The sequence below is a fragment of the Desulfobacter sp. genome, assembly GCA_028768525.1.
Taxonomy (GTDB): domain Bacteria; phylum Desulfobacterota; class Desulfobacteria; order Desulfobacterales; family Desulfobacteraceae; genus Desulfobacter.
Map to the genome: position 1 here is coordinate 1494613 of CP054837.1, position 18300 is coordinate 1512912.

Genomic DNA, 18300 nt, shown 5'->3' on the forward strand with positions numbered 1-18300 from the left:
CCCATGAAAAAGAGGCGCAGACCGGCCCGGCCCCCCCAGCCCGTAAAGGAGGAGGGGGCAATTGTCAAACGGGGCCGGGGGCTGACCAAAGTCGCATTGGTCTACCCCAACACCTACAAGGCCGGCATGTCTTCCCTGGGGTTCCAGACGGTGTACCGCCTGGCCAACCAGGACCGGCGGATCGCCTGTGAACGGGTCTTTTTGCCTGACACCCGCAAAAAGAGCCCGGGACATGCGCCGCAAAAAGGCAGTGAAAAAATCCTCAGCCTTGAAACCGGTCTGCCCCTGGATCAATTTGACATGATCCTCTTCTCAATTTCCTTTGAGAATGACTTTTTGAACCTTGCCCGCATATTGCGGGCATCAGGCATCCCCCTGCGGTCATCCGATCGAAACCACATCCACCCCCTGGTGGCTGCAGGGGGAGTTGCCTGTTTCCTAAATCCTGAACCCATTGCCCCGTTTATGGATCTTTTTTTGCTGGGGGAAGCCGAATGCCTGCTCCCTCCTTTTTTCGACCTGTTTCACCGGGCCGGGCAGAAAAAGGATTCCAGAACGGCACTGCTGGAACAGATTGAAGGGCAGATGGCCGGGGCCTATGTCCCGGACAACCATGCCCCCATTCTTTATCCGGATCCGGATCTCCCCATTGACCAGGGACCGGGCTGTTCCGAAAATTCGGGCAGCGTCCATGTTCAATATATCGGGGACTTGTCCCAAACCCGGACCACCACTGCCGTCATGACTTCCAATACGGCTTTCAAGGACACCTTTCTCATTGAAACCCTCAAAGGATGTCCCAACGGCTGCCGCTTTTGCACGGCCGGTTTCATTTACCGGCCGCCCAGGGTCTACCCCAAAGACACCATTCTCTCCGCCATGGACGAGGCCGCCCAGAAAACTGACCGGGTGGGCCTGGTCAGCTCCGCCGTTCTGGACCACCCGGATATCAAGGCAATCTGCCGGTACGGCCGGAACCAGGGCCTGACCCTTTCCTTCTCTTCACTGAGGGCGGACAAGCTTGACAAAGAGATCATCGCAGGGCTGGCAGAATCCCATGTAAAGACGGCCACCATTGCGCCGGAGGCCGGTTCACACCGCATGCGGCAGATCATTAATAAAAAACTGACCCGGCGGCAGATCCTTGATGCGGCACAGTCCCTGGTGGACCAGGGCATCATCAACCTGCGCCTTTATTTTATGATCGGCCTGCCCTTTGAAACCCCCGAGGATGTCAGTGCCATTGTGGACCTGACCCGGGATATCAAGGCCGTTTTCCTGGCTGCCTCCCGGAAAAAGAAAAAAATTGGCACCATCACCCTGAGCATCAACCCGTTTATTCCCAAACCGGCCACCCCCTTTCAATGGTCGGCCATGACGGCGGAATCAGAACTTAAAAAACGGGTGGACATCATCCGCCACGGACTGAAAAAGGAGCCCAATGTGGCCCTGAACTTTGAATCCCTGCGCCAGGCCAGGATCCATGCCCTGCTCTCCTTGGGAGACCGGAAGGCTGCGGATCTCATCGAGCTGGCCCTGGAACAGGGCTGGACCCGGGCCTTGAAATCCGCTCCCGGATACTGCCGGCAGGTGATTTATACGGAAAAAACCAGGCTGGCCCCGGGTTCACTGCCCTGGGATGTTCTCAGGCACCGGGTATCCGACAGCTTTCTGCGCAAAGAACTTGCCCGGGCCGAAAAAGAAAAGCACTCTGTCTCATGCCCCATGAAACCCTGCAGGGACTGCAGGATATGCATGGCAGATCCCGGCCAGGCGCCGGAATAAAATACCGTTTCACCGGCCAGTGATTCGGGGGAATTTCCAATGAAACCGCCATTGCAGAAACCATGAGTACAAAAGACGCCGCATATTCAAGTATCAGGACTTCCCTTGAAGCCCTCAGCCTGGAAATCGTCCTGGCCGATCCTGCTGATCCCATGGCCTTTAAAAAAAGCCTGGGCCTGCTTAAAAAAATCCATATCCAGGCAAAAAGACAAAAAAATACCGCCCTGGCTACCGCCACCTCGGAGGCGGCAAAATGCATCCAAAAAATAAGGAAAAACCAGGGGGATGTCACCGCGGAACTGGAAGCCCTGGACACCTTTATTGCCGAAATGCCCCCCCTTGCGGATCCGGTTCACGGCAAAAACCCGGCGCATCCGGGAGAAACAGAGGCGCCCTGCAGAGGAAACGGTCCCTCTTCCCATCCCCCTTCCGCCCTGCCCCCCCACCTGAGCCAAGAAGACGTTAACAGCTTTCTCGCCACAAAAATGCCGGTGTTAGATAAACTGGAAGCCCTGATCCTGGAATTTGAAAGCGGCAATACCCAAGAAACGGCCCATGAGATGAAGCGTCTCATCCACACCATGAAGGGGGAGTGCGGCTTTCTGTCACTCACTGAGGCCGAGCACCTCTGCCACCGGACCGAAGACCTGCTGCTCATGGATGTGGCTCCGGATTTTGCCGAAATTCTTCTCCAGGTCAAAGACTGGTTCCAGGAAACCTTCAGAAATTATGCCCTGGGCCGGAAACCCCAAACTGCCCCCCGGCAGATTCTCAGCCGCCTGGATACGTATGCGGTCCAGCTTAACCCGGCATCCCAGAGGCCAGGGCCAGACCAAGACTGTGAAGAGAGCCGTCAGGGGAAAATACAGGAAGAAAATAACGGCTTTAGCCGCCCGGTTCAGATCGACGCCCGCCGTCTGGACCAGCTCATCGACATTATTGGGGAACTGGCCATTGCAGAGGCCATGGTTGCCATGGGCGTCCGCCGGAAGGAACAGGAGACCCAAGCATTCAGCAACGCCCTCAAAGCCCTGGGCCAAAGCACCAGGGCCCTGCAGGAAATCGGCCATTCCCTGAGGATGGTGCCTCTCACCCCTTTATTCAACCGAATGAAACGGATGGCCCGGGACCTGGCCAGAAAACAAAATAAAAAACTGGAAGTCATTATCCAGGGAGAATTGACGGAACTGGACAAAAACCTGGTGGAGGGCCTTGCCGATCCACTGATCCACATCATTCGAAACAGTATAGACCACGGCATTGAACCAGATGCCCTGGACCGCATCAATGCGGGCAAGCCCGGGACTGCAGCCCTCACCCTAAATGGTTTTCACAAAGGGGGAAGTCTATACATCCAGGTTACAGATGACGGCAGGGGGATTGACCGGGACAAACTGGTACAACGGGCGGTTGCCGCAGGCCTGGTGGAAGAGACCGACACACTTGACGCCATCTCAACCCTCAACCTGGTTTTCCACTCCGGGCTGAGTACGGCCGAGCAGGTAACTGATATTTCCGGCAGGGGCATCGGCATGGATGTGGCCCGGGACGCCATTTCCCAGTTCAACGGCACCATTACCCTTGACTCCGAGCCGGGCAAAGGCACTTGTGTGACCCTCAAGCTGCCCTTGACCCTCTCCATCATGGACGGCATGATTGTCGCCGTTGCCCACCGGGATGGAGGGGAAGAGGACCATTACGTCCTTCCCACCCTTTCCATTGTCTCATCCATGGCTGTTTCCAAGGAAATGGTAAACACGGCCATGGGGAAAAATGAATATATCCGGGTCAGGGAAGAACTGATTCCGCTGCTGGACCTGAACCGTTTTTTCAATCCCGGCCAAAAGCCGATGAGCCGCACGGCGGATAACGGTATCGTGGTGATTGTGGAAGATGCCGGGATTAAGGCGGGGCTGGTGGTCAGCGAACTGGTGTCCAAGCAGAACTTTGTGCGCAAGCCCTTGAAAGGGATTTCAAGGGATATTCCCGGGGTATCCGGGGCCACCATCCTGGCCGACGGCAGGGTCTGCCTTATTCTTGACACCGCCGCCCTGGTGGCAGCCGCCCGGGAGAAATCCCCCCAATAGGCCTCAGGCCACCACCACCATATTCCGCCCCCTGTCCTTGGCCCTGTACAACGCCGTATCCGCCGCCTGAATGAGATACTCCGGCAGGACGTGTCCGCCAGTCTGGGCTGTTTTTCCGCCCATGGCGATCCCGGCACTCAGGGTGATATTAAAGGAAAACTCCCCATACTCAAAATGGTGTAAGGCCACCTGCTCCCGGATTCTGTTGCACATGCTTTCAGCCCCCGCCTTTCCCGTATTGGGCAAAAGGATGCCGAAGACCTCTCCGCCGTACCGGCAGGGAATATCGTATTTTCGCAGATTTTCAGTGATAAACCGGGCAATCCGAACCAGCACCTTGTCGCCCACGGGATGACCGTAGGTGTCGTTCACCTTTTTAAAATGATCAATATTCAAAAGGCACAGGGCCAAATCATTGTCATAGCGGTCAATGCCGGAAGTTTCCCGTTCCAGGGCCTCGGCAAAAAACCGGCGGTTGAACAGGCCGGTGAGTTCATCCCGGGCGGCATCAGCCCCCATGATCACCGTGGGATTTTCCCGGTCCTGTTTAAGGAGGTGCTGCTCCAGGCTGAACCGGATGGACTCCACCAGTCCGGCCTTATCCAGATGCTGTCTGGACAGGTAATCTGACGCCCCCTGGCGAAAGAGCTGGGAGGCTGTGATACCATCTCCCTGATCGATGAGGACAATGGCCGGGATGCTGATATCCCTCTCCTTTAGATGGGCCAGTAAATCAAAGGCATCTCCGTCGGGCAGGACATATCCCAGGATCACCAGATCAAACCTGTTTTCGTCAAGCGCCTTTATTGCTTCATCCAAGGTCAGGGCATGGCTGAGGTCCGGACGGATGGTGTCCGCCAGCATCGTTTTGATCATTTTAAAACAGGCAGGATCATCTTCCACACAGAGAATACGTTCTTTCCGGTGAATATCAATAATATCCCCGCCCCCGCTGTAGCTTATCTTGGACACATGCCTTACGTTCTGAATCTTTTTAATGATATCGGCAATTCGCTTTCCAGCCGTGTTAATCTTTTGAATCCGCTCCAGGAGTTTATCAGGATGATCCCGGTCCATCTCAAGCAGTTCAAGATTGCCCAGAAGGATCATCAGCGGCTGGTTCAATTCGTGGGCGGTCGCCCCTGCCATCTGCAGCAGCACTTTGAGCCGCTCTTCTTCGATAACCGCCCGGGTCTGGGCCAGGATTTTATCATTGGCCCTGCGCAGCTCCTTTTCAACGGCTTTCCGCTGTTCTATTTCCGCCACGGCCTTTTTTTCCATTTTGCGGGATTCGATAATTCGGCGCGAGAGTTCGGTCACATCTTTCACCGCAAACATGGCGTAACAACGGTCCTTTCCGGGCCCCTGGACATTGGTAACCGTTGTCTGGAGAATTCTCGGTTCGCCGTCTGAAAGGACGCAGGAAAATAAGCGGCCGTGGAGCTGGGAGGACAAAACTATTGGCGGGCCTCCCCCCAGTATGGAATCAATCCGGCTGGTGTATTGTGTTTCCCTGAACCGGGGGTAAAGCTCATGCAGTTCACGGCCCTCAACCTGGGAGAACGACTTTTTGGTCCAGTTTTCCATACACCGGTTCCAGAACAGGATATGGTAGTGATCATCCACCACAAAGACCCCGATGGGAAGGTCATCCATCAAAGCAAACTGCCGGGAAAAAAAATCGTTCATCCGATATCGTTCATCCTATATGGTCTCTATCATCTCTGGGGTGTAATTCAGGCGCCGCACTGAGTTTTCACCTGGAGCGCCCTGAAAACGATTTGGGAACACCGTATCTTATTTGAATTACTTGATATAGGCATCCAAAACGGCCTGGATCTCTCCCCCGGCTTTCATTTCGTTAATCACTGCAACAAATTGTTTCACAAAATCCGCCTTAAATGAAAAGGCCCCCTTATCCTGGTTCGTGAATCCGAGATATCCCTGTTCCCTGCTGATATCGCCGGCAATGACCAGTTCCTGAGTGGCAGGGTCATACTCGCCCTTGTCCCTCAGCTGCTTGAGTTCCCATAGCATGGCGTTTTTATCGCTGATATAGCCGTCCAAACGGCCGGAAACCAGTTTAAGCAGGTTGGAGCGGCTTGTGGCCGCTTCCTCTATCTTTACGCCGAGTGCCTTGGCCTTATCCACGTCCGGGATGGAAAACCCGGCATTGATGCCTATTTTTTTACCGGCAAAGTCATCGGGCCATGTTTTTGACCCGCCTCCTGCAAAAGCCTTGGATGTCAGGACACTGTACCCCTCGTCAAGGACAGGCACCGGATAATCCATAAACGGCCTTGCCTTGGGCCTGTAATAGGGCGGATAAAGGGCAAATCCTTTGCCGTCTTCCATCAGTTTCACCCCACGTTTCCAGGGAACGGGCTTGATGGTCACCGCATATCCATTCATTCTGGCAAAGGCCTTGGCAAAAATTTCAGTATAGATGCCGGCTGCTTTCCCGCTTTCAGCATAGGAGTAGGGGGCATAATTATTGTCGCAATAGATCACAACATCCTGGGCACTGGCCGTCGCCGGGAACATCGTACCGGTAATGATCACACCGCAGATGGCAATGCCGAACAAAAAAAACCTAATTTTTCCCATGAGAAAATCTCCTTTTCCTTTTTACGGATTTTAGGCGTATCGTTCTTTCTTCAGGCAAATTTTAATGGAGTATTTACCGACAAATAGCATAAATGCGCCGCGTATCTCAAGTTTTTTTAACAAAGTGACCAATTGCCGGACAGGGATTTCAGGAAACCGATACGGCAAAGGGAGATTTGAATACCGTCAGTTTTTTAAATTTTCCTTGAGGTTCCGGTCAATACATTCTATAAGAAATCCTGATCTTTTAATTAAGATTTTTTGATGATTACCCGGTGTGGGATCATCCGTTGATAATATAATAAACGATTACTTTTTAGGAGGACTTATGTCAACTCTCGTATTTGGTCACAAGAACCCAGATACCGATTCCGTCGTAGCCGCCATTGCACTGGCCGACCTGAAAAAAAGCCTTGGTGAAGATATCGCACCTGCCGTTCAGGGCGATCTCAACCCCGAATCCAAATTTGTCCTGGACAAATTCGGTCTGACTGCTCCCGAAGTCATCACCAGCTATGCCGGCAAAGACGTTTACCTGGTAGACCACTCTGACCTGGCCCAGAGCCCCGACGACCTGGGCGACGCCAACATCCTGGGCATCGTTGACCATCACAAACTGGGCGACGTTTCCACTTCTCAGCCCCTGGAATGCTGGATCTGGCCTGTGGGCTGTACCTGCACCGTGATCGCTTCCATGTACGACTACTTCAACGTTGAAGTACCCAAGGGTGTTGCCGGTGCCATGCTCTGCGCCATCCTCTCCGACACCGTTATCTTCAAGTCCGCCACCTGCACCGACAAGGACAAAGAAGTCTGTGCCAAACTGGCTGAAATCTGCGGCGAAACCGACCTGGAAACCCTGGGCATTGAGATGTTCAAGGTAAAATCCGCCGTTGAAGGTACCCCCGTCCGCGAACTGGTTCTCCGGGACTACAAAGACTTTGACATGAGCGGCTCCGGCGTTGGCTGCGGACAGTTGGAACTGGTTGATCTCTCCATCGTTGACGGCATCAAAGCCGACCTGGAAAAAGACATCCGTGACCTCAAGGCTGAAAAAGGCCATCACACCGTCCTGCTCATGCTCACCGACATCATGAAAGAAGGCACCGAACTTCTGGTTGCCTCCGACGACGAATCCGTTGTTGAAAAAGCCTTCGGTGAAAAACCCGTTGAAGGCAAATGCTGGCTGCCCGGCATCATGAGCCGTAAAAAACAGATCATCCCCGATCTGGAAAAGGTATTCGGCTAATTTCACAGCAGAATAGCTAAAGCCAAATAATCCGGGCCCTGGGAATGAAAATTCCCAGGGCCCGTTTTTTTTGGTCCATACTCCGCCCCGCGTTATGGACGAAAATCAGGAGGGGTTGAAAACCGTCTGCAGCTTCTGGGAGAGCATGGCCACGTCAAAGGGCTTGTAGATATAATCGTCGCAGCCGTTGGCAATCATCTGCCGGATTTCCTCTTCCTTTGAATAGCCCGAACAGACCAGCACCCGGATATCTGGATTGATCTTGCGAATCTTTTCATAGGTTTCAAATCCGTTCATCTCCGGCATGACCATGTCCAGAATAATCAGGTCAATGGCCGGATCATTACGGACAATAGAGACGGCCTGGGCACCGCGTTCGGCAACCACCACATCATAGCCAAGGGTTTCCAGCATTTCCGAACAGACATCAATGACGCCCTTTTCGTCATCCACCAGCAGGACCCGGCCCTTGCCGACCACAAGCTTTCCTTCCCGTATCCGGGGCCTTGAAATGGCATCTTTTTTATCCCGGGTGTCATTGGCCGGCAGGTAGAACATGAACACACTGCCCTGCCCCGGCCTGGACTCCACCCTGAAAGCCCCTTTATGGCTTTTGATGATTCCGTAAGCCGTGGCCAGTCCCAGCCCCGTCCCTTTCCCCCGTTCTTTTGTCGTAAAAAAAGGATCGAAAATCCTGGCCATGGTGACCTTATCCATGCCCGTCCCCGTGTCGGCAACGCTGACCTTGACATAGGCACCGGGCCGGTGGATCCCCATTTCATGGATGCGCTCCTCCTCAATGACCACATTTTCCGTGGAAATGGTAATCCTTCCGCCGTTGGGCATGGCCTGCCAGGCATTGACAAAAAGGTTCATCAGCACCTGCTTCAGCTGTCCTTCATCCACCTTGGTGCTCCACAGCTTTTTTTCCAGGCACTGGTTGATAATAATATCCTTCTTGGTCCGGCCGAACATCTTTGCGGACATCTTGAGCAGGTAATTCAGGTTCAGGCTGCAGGTCTCATGGCAACTCTTCTGGGAAAAGCCGAGCAACTGCCGGGCCATCTCAGCACCGCTGTGTACATATTCATCGATACAGGACAACCGCTTGAACACATCGGAGGTCTGGTCAAACCCGGCCTTGACCAGCGAGGTATACCCCTGGATGCCCATGAGAATATTATTAAAATCATGGGCAATGCCGCCGGCCAGGGTGCCGATGGCTTCCATTTTCTGGGCCTGGCGGAGCTGGGCCTCCAGGCGCAGCCGCTCGGTCACATCACGGCCCACGGCGTATATCCCTCTTGGGGTACGCCCGGGATCTTCTCCGGGCAGGGTAATGGCGGACGCCTTCAGTTCCATGAACGCAAATGCCGAATACGGATCAAACTGGGCCCCCCTGGCATTGGCCTTTTTTAATCTCAGATTCATTTCCGCACTGCCAGAATGCCCCCTCCCCGGCAGGTTGGACAATTCATTCACCCGTGTCCGGTCATCCTCATGGAGCAGGTCTTCAAAGGGCATGCCCATCAATGCGGTCTTGGGAAATCCCAATACCCGTTCAAACTGCTGGTTGACAAAAGAAAAGCAGCGGTTTTCATCCAGGGTGAAAATCAGGTCCGGGGAATTGTTGACCATATACTGGTATTGTTTTTCAGATGCCTCCAGGCGGGCGGCATAGGCCTTTTTCTCGGCGAGAAGGGTTTTCTGGGTAATACCGTTTTTCACGGTTTTTACCAGGTCGGCATATTCAAAGGGTTTTTTCAGGTAATCCCAGGCCCCCAGCTTCAGGGCCCTGACAGCGGATTCAACGGAGGCAAATCCTGTCATGATGATGACCAGGACCTCGTCGTCCAGGCCGAAGATATGCTCCATCACCTCGTATCCGTTCATACCTGGCATGGATATATCCAGCAGCACCAGATCGAACCGCTGCTTCTGGAACAGAGCAACGGCCTCATCCCCGTTATGGGCACCGGTAACCTCAAGCCCCTCACGGGCCAGGCACCTGGCTATATTATCAACGATGCGTTCTTCGTCATCAACGACAAGAATCTGTTCTGATCTCATAATCAACTAGTGCGTCCCTGTGCGCTGTACCCCTGTTCCAAATCAGCTGCCTGGTTGTTAATGGCGCTCTAAAGAAGATTCTCCTCCAGATGGCTCTCCCGAATCAAAGGGTTTGTTTTTACTTTTTTTCATAGCAGACCAGACCGCAACGCAGGCACCTGTTGGCCTCCTCCCGGGCTTCAGGCTCCGAAAAACCGGAGAAGAATCCGTCTTCCTTGCTGGCGGCCTGGGCCTTTTCAAGGAGGGTCCTTGGCGAGGGCATCACCTGGTCAAGGGTCCTGACATCCTGAACCACGGATTTCTCTGCAATCATCCGCTCCGGCTCCTGCAGTTCAATGCCGTACATGAGATGGTGCATCAGGGTTGCGGCCTTCCTGCCGCCGTTAATGGCCGCCACCGCCGAAGTGTACTCGGAAATAACGTCCTGGCTTGACAGCAGTCCCTTCTCACGGTTGGAATCGGGCTTTTTCTGAAGTTCAACCCCTTCCCAAACCAGCGGCTTCTCAATGCCGTCATTTGTTTCACCGGTCTGGTTCTCTTCATTATCTGCATCTTCACCATCATCCCTGACCGGCACAAACGCCAGTTCAGGGAAACGTCCCGACCCTATAACAAGAGTCTCAGTATCAATAACATGTTTCACACCTGTGTCAAGCTCTATATACTCAATGGCGGTTAAATCGCCCTCAATGCCGGTGAGCTTTGTGATTCCGGTGTTATAAAGGATGACGGCACCGGCCTTGGCCAGGGCGTCAATCCCCACCTTGTCAAAGGAAGAGTCTTCGGGTGCCTTGCGTGATATTACGGTTATTTTTTCGGCCCCGCCGGCCTTAAGTATCTCAACGGCATCGGGGAGGCGGATGCCGCCGCCGGCAATCACCACATTCTTTTTGCAGGGGATCTTTATGCCCTGCTCCTTCCTGCTCCGGAGCAGGTCAATGAGCAGATAGGCGCTGGGGATTACATTGGCTGCAGTCCCGACATCGTTATTGGCCAGTCTGGAATCCCATCCGCCGGTTGCCGTGAATACCGCGTCATGTCCCTGTCGCAGCAGGTCCGGAATCGTAAAATCCACCCCTGCCTTCTGGTTGGTCTTTATCTCCACCCCCAGATCGGCTATGCCCTGGATGTCCCAGTCAAGAATATCCATGGAGAGCCGCTCCCGGGAAATGGCTTTTCTCAATATACCGCCCAGTTCGGAGGTGCCTTCATACACCGTAGAATGGTGTCCCAGGCGGGTGGAAAAATATCCGGCGGCCAGGCCTTCAACGCCACCGCCGATCACGGCAATCTTCTTGTCCGTCGCCGGGGCGCAATAGGGCTGGATCCGATGGTCCAGGCCCCTCTCATAATCACAGACGAACCGTTTGAGGTGATTTATGGCCACGGATTCATCCTGGATCAGCCGCCTGCAGTCAAACTCGCACAAAGCGGGACAAATCCGTGAGATCACCGTGGGAAAAGGCATCCGCTCCTTGATGACCTGGAGGGACCCGGTGTAGTCCCCTTCCCGGATCAGGCGGACATACTCTTTGATATCAAGGCCAGAGGGACAGGCCCGCTGGCAGGGGGTGGTGCATTCGTCCCGGGTATATTCGCGCATGATTCTCCGGGAGACCGATGTCAGCCGGATGATATTCTTGGGGCAGATATTTTCACAGGCTCCGCAGCCCGTGCATTTTTCCTGGTCCACCACGGGCAGGTGGTCCTCGCCGATGGAAAGGGCGCCGAATTTACAGGCCGTCACACAGGTCCCCAGCCCCAGGCAGCCCACCCGGCAAACCTTCATTCCGCCCAAGAGCATGGATGCGGCACGGCAGTCCTGCACACCTTTATATATATAGTTCAGATCGGCATCTTCATTGCCGTAGTGGCATCCGGGTTTAGCAAATTCAGGCTCTTTGTCGGAAAGGGTCACCCCCATGATCTCCGCAATGGCAATGGCCACATCCTCGCCGGCTGCCACGCAGGAATTCACATCCTGCTCGCCATTGGCGATGGCCTCGGCATTGGCCGTGCAGCCTGGGTATCCGCATCCGCCGCAATTCGCCCCGGGCAGTGCATCGTCAATGGCAACTACTTTGGGGTCTTCATACACGTAAAATTTCTTTGATGCGATCAACAGAGCCGTACCGATCACAACACCCAAACCACCCATCATCATAATTGCTTGAAACATTGCATATCCTCATGGTGTCTGTTTTGTCCTACCGGTTCATCACCCAAAATAATCCATCCCTGTATAGTCTCAAGGGTACTGAAATGTCAACTGTATCCGAAAAATTATTTAGAGCTTACTAACCTTCACATTGACAATGCGGTCCTTATAATGTAGGTAGAATTCCATAAGTTCAGGGTCAGTACGTGAGATTATAAAACAGACTATGGGGACAGCCTATGGATACGCATATTATAACGCTCAACGAGAACCAACTTGAATTCACCCCCGGCGAAACCATTCTTGATATCGCCGCCCGGAACAACATTGACATTCCAACCCTTTGCCACCTTAAACACACCCGTCCCACCAACACCTGCAGCATCTGTGTGGTGGAGATCCAGGGGGAAAAGGATCTGGTTGAATCCTGTGTTACCAAGGCAAAATCCGGCATGGTCATCCAGTCGGAATCCCCCAGGGTGGTTGCGGCCAGGAAGGAAATCATCTCCGCCATGCTGGCCACGGGCAACCACAACTGCGCCATCCGGATCATGGACAGCATGGACTGGACCAACTTTCAGATGGATGTACTGGAGGCCGACGGCAAGGAGACACTCTGCCCCGTATGGGGAGACTGCGAACTCCAGGACCTGGCCTATCGGTACCAGGTTAAAACCCGCCATCTCCCCCAGATGGCCGTCAGCTACGAAACCGAACGGGCAAACCCCTTTATCATCAGGGATTTTTCCCGCTGCATCCTCTGCGGCCGCTGTATCAAGGCCTGCAGAGAAATCCAGGTGAACAACGCCATTGAGTTCGGCTACCACGGGGAAGAGATGAAGGTCATTGCCGGCGACGACGCCCATCTTAAGGATTCGGACTGCGTCTTCTGCGGTGAATGTATCCAGGCCTGCCCTGTGGGCGCCCTGGTTCCGGACCGGGAATTCAGGGATGACCGGTTCAAACCCACCAAAGTCGTCAGAACCACCTGTTCCTTCTGCGGCGTGGGATGCCAGATGGATGCATTTGTCCAGGACAATAAAATTGTAAAAATCGACGGCGCCGCCCCGGATCTGCCCCCCAACAACGGCAGCCTCTGCGTCAAGGGACGCTTTGGCTACGATTTCGTCTCTTCACCGGACCGGCTGACCACCCCCCTGATCAAAAAAGGCGGTATCCAGGTGCCGGCGACCTGGGATGAAGCCCTGGAAGTGGTGGCCGCCAGATTCTCCCAGATACAAAAAGAGCAGGGCCCCGATACCATGGGGGTGCTGACATCGGCCAGGATCACCAATGAAGACAATTACGTTGCCATGAAATTTACCCGGGGGGTGTTGAAAACCAACAACATCGACCATTGCGCCCGATTGTGACACAGCTCCACCGTAGCCGGTCTGGCTGCAGCATTCGGAAGCGGCGCAATGACAAACACCATTGCCGACATTGAAGAGTCCGACGTGATCCTGGTCACGGGCTCCAATACCACGGAAAACCACCCCGTCCTCTCGACCTTTATAAAACGGGCGGTACTCAAGGGTAAAAAACTCTATCTCATTGATCCCAGGCGGGTTACCCTGGCCGATCACGCCGCCAAATGGCTGCGGCCCAACCCCGGCACAGACATCGCCTGGATCAACGGCCTGATGAACGTCATCGTCACAGAAGGCCTGCAGGACCAGAAATTCATTGATGAACGGTGTGAAAACTTTGAAGAGGCCCTTGCCGTCATCAAAAAATATACCCCGGAACATGTCCAGGAACTGACGGGCATCCCGGCCAACGACCTCAGGGAAGTGGCCAGGGCCTTTGCCAAGGCAGGCGCAGCCTCCATCTGCTATTGCATGGGCATTACCCAGCACACCTGCGGCACGGACAACGTAAAGAGCCTTGCCAACCTCTCAATGCTCTGCGGCCACCTGGGCAAACCCGGCGGCGGCGTCAACCCCCTGCGCGGACAAAACAACGTCCAGGGAGCCTGCGACATGGGCGGCCTGCCCAACGTGTTCACAGCCTACCAGCCTGTCACCAGCGATGATGCCAGGTCAAATTACGAAGGGGCATGGCAGGTCTCGGCCATGTCTCCCACGCCTGGCCTGGTGGCCACTGAAATGTTCAACAAGGCCTACAGCGGCGAATTGAAGTCCCTGTTCATCATCGGAGAGAATCCCATGGTTTCCGACCCGGATCTCAACCATGCCAAAAAAGCCCTGGGCAATCTGGAATTCCTGGTGGTCCAGGATATTTTCCAGACTGAAACCACGGCCCTGGCCGATGTGGTCCTGCCCGCCTTCTGTTTTGCAGAAAAAAACGGCACCTTTACCAATTCGGAACGCCGGGTCCAGCGGGTACGACGGGCAGTGGACGCGCCGTCAGGCGCCAAGCAGGACTGGGAAATCATCTGTGAAATATCCAAGCGCATGGGGTACGACATGGCCTATGAAAACAGCGAGGCTATTTTCAAGGAAATTGCTGCGGTGACCCCATCCTACCGGGGCATCACCTGGAAGCGCATCGATAAGGCCGGCATCCACTGGCCCTGTCCGGATGAATCCCATCCCGGTACGCCCATCCTCCACACGGCCCAGTTCACCAGGGGCCGGGGCCATTTCCATGCCATTGAGCATGTGCCCCCGGCAGAGCTGCCCGACAAGAGATATCCCTTTGTCCTGACCACCGGCCGGGTGCTCTACCATTACCATACCGGCACCATGACCATGCGCACCAACGGCCTGAATATGCTGGCGCCGGAATGCTTTGTGGAAATTTCAGGCGGGGATGCACAAAAGCTGGGTATCGACAACGGACAGATGGTCAATGTATGCTCAAGGCGGGGACGGATAAAGGCCAAATTGAAAGTTTCCCAGAAAGCGGTGGACGGCACCATTTTCATTCCCTTCCACTTTGCCAAGGCAGCCGCCAACAAGCTGACCAATGCCGAGCTGGACCCCACGGCCAAAATCCCGGAGTTCAAGGTCTGCGCCATTAACATAGAGGCGGCAAAGGCCTGACCCACATTCTGACATAAACACAAAAAAACGGGCTGTTGATTAACAACAGCCCGTTTCATTTCTGGACAATAGGGGAGGACCGGGTTGACACCGAACAACCACCTGCCCTATTGTATATAAGATATTGTTTTAAAAACAGTCTCATCCAATCAGGAGAGCCCATGGCCTTAATCCGCATTTTTATTTTTGCCCTGGCGGCCTATACCGGGGCTTTTATCGTAAGAATCGGAGCCCTGTTCACCCATTTCTCCCGAATTGGCACGCTTTTAGTTATGATTGTTCTGCTTCCGGGAGTCTGGGTTTGTTGTTACGCCCAAACACCTGGTACAACAAAGCTTAAAATCTATACTGAAAACATGCCCCCATACAATTATGAGCATCCGTCAACGAGAAATGCCCAGGGATTTACAGTCGACGTACTCAAGGGGATGCTGAAACGAACCGGTATTGCCCCTGAAAATGGCCTCATCCTCGTTCTGCCCTGGGCAAGGGGATACCGATTGGTGCAAAAACAAAAAAATGCCATGCTCTTTTCAATGACGAAATCAAAGGAACGAATTCCCCTGTTTAAGTGGGTGGGTCCGGTTGCAAAGAGAGAAATCTGGCTATGGAAAAATAAAACCAGGCTGGATATTGCGGTGAAATCAATCGAAGATGCAAAATTATATTCTGTTGGCGGTGTTTATGATTTTGCCTCAAGCCAATGGCTCAGACAGCAGGGGTTCAGGGTCGAAATGACAACGAGCATCGAACAGAACTGGCGGAAATTATTTCTTAACCGCATTGATATGGTCTCGGCCCTGGAATTAGAGGCTGCTTTTAACATGAAGAAACTGGGAAAACCTTTTGGTGTATTGAAACGGTTGATCAGAATCGACAGCCGGTATGACTACTATTTTGCCCTTAACAAAGAGACCGATGATGAGATTGTGATAAAGCTGCAAAAGGCACTGAATGATATGAAATCCGACGGCACCTATGAATCATTAAAACTGAACTATATGGATGAAACTGAAACCATTAAGCCCGAATGCACTCCAACCTGGGAAATAATACGATGAAAAGAAAAAATGTTTTGATCACCGGATGCTCTTCAGGCATCGGCCGCGCCCTGGCACTGGCACTTCACCACAGAGGCTGCGAGGTTGTGGCAACGGCCAGAAACCTTGAATCGCTTTCCAATTTCAAGGCCATGGGCATCTCTGTCCACCGCCTTGACGTGACAAAAGAAGATCAGTGCTGCCGGGTTGTTGAGAAGGTGGAACAGGAAGGCAAGCCCATAGATATACTGGTTAACAACGCAGGATACGGCCTCATGGGACCGTCCATTGAACTTCCCGGGGAGGAACTGGCCAACCAGTTCGCAACCAATGTCATTGCCCCCGTGACCCTGGCCCGGTCTGCCGCCCGGTCCATGAAGAAAAAGGGCGCCGGACTGATTGTCAATATCGGCAGTGTCTCCGGAATTACCCCCACCCCATTTTCCGGGGCCTATTGTGCTTCAAAGGCAGCCCTCCATGCCCTTTCCGATACCCTGCGCATGGAATTGACCCCCTTTGGAATAAAGGTAATGATTGTCCAGCCAGGCGCCATCCAGTCGGAGTTCGGCAATGCCGCAGGCAAAACCATTTCCCGGGTCCTTAAACAGGACTCCTGGTATCTTCCCTATGCCCCCCATATTGAGGCCCGGGCCAATGCATCCCAGCAGAATGCAACCCCTGCGGATATTTTTGCCGGCAAGCTTGCGGACGAGATCATGTCTGACCGGCCGAAACCCGTTGTCCGGCTGGGAAAGGCCAGCACGCTCATGCCGTTGCTCAAACGGTTGGTTCCCCTCCCGCTGCTGGATAAAATACTGATTAAAAAATTCGGTTTAGAACCAAGGACAGCGCAAGGTATTGAGAATTAACCCAGCTTAAACCGGATTCTGAGCACGCCGTTGTCAAATCCTGTGGAAATAATCCTAAAGGTGCCGATTTCGCCGGTGGAGGATACATGGTTCCCGACACAGGGACAGGCATCATAATCTCCCATGCGCACGATTCTGAAACCGGAAAGTTCTTCTTTTCCGGGCACCCGCTCAAGGCTGAACAAGGCTTCAGCCTGGGCACGGTCCATGTTCTCAATAATCACCGGCAGATCCAGGCCGATGATCCGGTTGACTTCTGACTGAAGAAGCGCAACCTCTTCTGCATTAAGGGCCCGGTCAAAATTATAATCGCACTTGGATTTTTTGGCATTGATATGGGCTGAAAAACATCGGTCACAGCCAAAGGTCCTGACCATGGCCTGGTTCAGAATATGTTCGGCGGAATGCATCTTGGGATATTTGGACATCAATTACTCCTGGGTCAGGCCGGCTGTGGAGAGCCGGGATAGGGTTTGTTCAAAGTCTCTGGGCATGGGTGATTCAAAGGCCATGGTTTGCCCGGAATAGGGATGGCGGAATGAGAGACGCCAGGAGTGAAGCATCTGCCTCAATGCCGGCCCTGTGCGATTGCGGCGGCGCCTGACCTGGTAGGTCCGTTCACCGAACAGGGGCATGCCTTGGTGATAGAAATGAACCCGGATCTGGTGGGTGCGGCCGGTATAAAGGCGGATTGCCACAAGGGCGCCCCCCTTAAACCGCTGGCAGACCCTGAATCCGGTTCTGGCGTATTTTCCCCCAGCCTCCAGCACCGCCATCATCTTCCTGTGCTTGGGATGCCGGCCGATGGGCAACTCAATGTCGCCGGCCTCCGGAATTTTGTCCCCCTGGACAAGGGCCAGGTATTCTTTGGCCACCCTGCGCTGCTTGAACTCCTTTTGAAGAAATTCAAGGCTCCTCTGGTTTTTAGCCACCAGGATCAGGCCCGAGGTGTCTTTATCCAGGCGGTGGACAATGCCGGGGCGAAGCGGATCCCACTCCCCGTCCCGGAAGGCTGCATCATGGGCCAGAAGCCCGTTGACCAGGGTGCCGGACATATGGCCGGCTGCCGGATGGACCACCTGGCCGGCGGGCTTATCCAGCACCATAATCTGAGGATCCTCATGGAGAATGTTTAAATCCATTTTCTCCGGCGCCGGCATGGCCTGCTCTTCCAGGATGACGCCGGCAACCCTGTCACCTGTTTTCACCTTATATCCGGGCCTTTTGCAGGCGTCGTTCACACGTATCTTCCCTGCTGCCGCCAAAGCGGCGGCCCGGCTCCTGGAAACGCCATCACTGTTCGCAGCCACGACCTGGTCCAGACGGAGGCCCTTTTGTTCCGGTAAAATGGTGAATAACAATTTCATCAGAAATCAGAATATCTATCCATAAATATAAAAACACCGGCAGGCCCTAATGGCTGCCGG

At 53.9% G+C, this 18300-nt stretch carries 12 protein-coding genes; 6 read left to right on the forward strand and 6 right to left on the reverse strand.

What is annotated here, in order from left to right; all coding sequences use genetic code 11:
- Positions 1-3 precede the first annotated feature (3 nt).
- Positions 4-1785, forward strand: coding sequence for a radical SAM protein (locus HUN04_06865; GenBank protein ID WDP89458.1), 1782 nt, complete (start codon positions 4-6; stop codon positions 1783-1785).
- A gap of 62 nt (positions 1786-1847) precedes the next feature.
- The gene (locus HUN04_06870; protein ID WDP89459.1) at positions 1848-3872 is read left to right on the forward strand and encodes a chemotaxis protein CheA; all 2025 of its coding nucleotides are present in this window, start codon (positions 1848-1850) and stop codon (positions 3870-3872) included.
- Positions 3873-3875: 3 nt separating this feature from the next.
- On the opposite strand, the gene HUN04_06875 is transcribed toward HUN04_06870, so the two are convergent.
- Positions 3876-5561, reverse strand: a complete 1686-nt coding sequence (locus tag HUN04_06875) for a diguanylate cyclase (GenBank protein ID WDP89460.1) — start codon at positions 5559-5561, stop codon at positions 3876-3878.
- A 117-nt stretch (positions 5562-5678) separates the two neighbouring features.
- A complete protein-coding gene (locus HUN04_06880) occupies positions 5679-6479 on the reverse strand; it encodes a transporter substrate-binding domain-containing protein (GenBank protein WDP89461.1) in 801 nt (266 codons plus the stop codon).
- A gap of 328 nt (positions 6480-6807) precedes the next feature.
- Here HUN04_06880 and HUN04_06885 point away from each other — a divergent pair, with 328 nt between their 5' ends.
- Positions 6808-7728, forward strand: a complete 921-nt coding sequence (locus HUN04_06885; GenBank protein ID WDP89462.1) for a manganese-dependent inorganic pyrophosphatase — start codon at positions 6808-6810, stop codon at positions 7726-7728.
- Between the two features lie 105 nt (positions 7729-7833).
- On the opposite strand, the gene HUN04_06890 is transcribed toward HUN04_06885, so the two are convergent.
- Both HUN04_06890 and HUN04_06895 read right to left on the reverse strand, forming a co-directional pair.
- Positions 7834-9798 carry a response regulator gene (locus HUN04_06890; GenBank protein WDP89463.1) on the reverse strand — a complete coding sequence of 655 codons (1965 nt, stop codon included), beginning with the start codon at positions 9796-9798 and terminating at the stop codon, positions 7834-7836.
- Positions 9799-9916: 118 nt separating this feature from the next.
- A complete protein-coding gene (locus HUN04_06895; GenBank protein ID WDP89464.1) occupies positions 9917-11977 on the reverse strand; it encodes an RnfABCDGE type electron transport complex subunit B in 2061 nt (686 codons plus the stop codon).
- A gap of 218 nt (positions 11978-12195) precedes the next feature.
- Here HUN04_06895 and fdhF point away from each other — a divergent pair, with 218 nt between their 5' ends.
- The 3 genes from fdhF (at position 12196) to HUN04_06910 (ending at position 16873) form a co-directional block, all read left to right on the forward strand.
- Entirely contained in the window at positions 12196-14964 is a 2769-nt protein-coding gene (gene fdhF, locus HUN04_06900) for a formate dehydrogenase subunit alpha (protein WDP89465.1), read from the forward strand.
- A 161-nt stretch (positions 14965-15125) separates the two neighbouring features.
- Complete coding sequence (locus HUN04_06905; GenBank protein ID WDP89466.1) at positions 15126-16025, forward strand: ABC transporter substrate-binding protein; 900 nt, start codon at positions 15126-15128, stop codon at positions 16023-16025.
- A complete protein-coding gene (locus HUN04_06910; GenBank protein WDP89467.1) occupies positions 15995-16873 on the forward strand; it encodes an SDR family oxidoreductase in 879 nt (292 codons plus the stop codon). The genes HUN04_06905 and HUN04_06910 overlap by 31 nt, the downstream gene beginning before the upstream one ends.
- On the opposite strand, the gene HUN04_06915 is transcribed toward HUN04_06910, so the two are convergent.
- Positions 16870-17301 (reverse strand): hypothetical protein, encoded by a 432-nt coding sequence (locus HUN04_06915; protein ID WDP89468.1) that lies wholly within the window; start codon positions 17299-17301, stop codon positions 16870-16872. The genes HUN04_06910 and HUN04_06915 overlap by 4 nt on opposite strands.
- Before the next feature lie 3 nt (positions 17302-17304).
- Positions 17305-18240, reverse strand: a complete 936-nt coding sequence (locus HUN04_06920) for an RluA family pseudouridine synthase (GenBank protein WDP89469.1) — start codon at positions 18238-18240, stop codon at positions 17305-17307.
- Positions 18241-18300: the final 60 nt, after the last annotated feature.

Bases quoted from the DNA above. Each gene is read 5' to 3' on its own strand.
- HUN04_06865 (WDP89458.1), top strand. From the start codon at position 4: ATGAAAAAGAGGCGCAGACCGGCCCGGCCCCCCCAGCCCGTAAAGGAG.
- HUN04_06870 (WDP89459.1), top strand. From the start codon at position 1,848: ATGAGTACAAAAGACGCCGCATATTCAAGTATCAGGACTTCCCTTGAA.
- HUN04_06875 (WDP89460.1), bottom strand. From the start codon at position 5,561: ATGAACGATTTTTTTTCCCGGCAGTTTGCTTTGATGGATGACCTTCCC.
- HUN04_06880 (WDP89461.1), bottom strand. From the start codon at position 6,479: ATGGGAAAAATTAGGTTTTTTTTGTTCGGCATTGCCATCTGCGGTGTG.
- HUN04_06885 (WDP89462.1), top strand. From the start codon at position 6,808: ATGTCAACTCTCGTATTTGGTCACAAGAACCCAGATACCGATTCCGTC.
- HUN04_06890 (WDP89463.1), bottom strand. From the start codon at position 9,798: ATGAGATCAGAACAGATTCTTGTCGTTGATGACGAAGAACGCATCGTT.
- HUN04_06895 (WDP89464.1), bottom strand. From the start codon at position 11,977: ATGTTTCAAGCAATTATGATGATGGGTGGTTTGGGTGTTGTGATCGGT.
- HUN04_06905 (WDP89466.1), top strand. From the start codon at position 15,126: ATGGCCTTAATCCGCATTTTTATTTTTGCCCTGGCGGCCTATACCGGG.
- HUN04_06910 (WDP89467.1), top strand. From the start codon at position 15,995: ATGCACTCCAACCTGGGAAATAATACGATGAAAAGAAAAAATGTTTTG.
- HUN04_06915 (WDP89468.1), bottom strand. From the start codon at position 17,301: ATGTCCAAATATCCCAAGATGCATTCCGCCGAACATATTCTGAACCAG.
- HUN04_06920 (WDP89469.1), bottom strand. From the start codon at position 18,240: ATGAAATTGTTATTCACCATTTTACCGGAACAAAAGGGCCTCCGTCTG.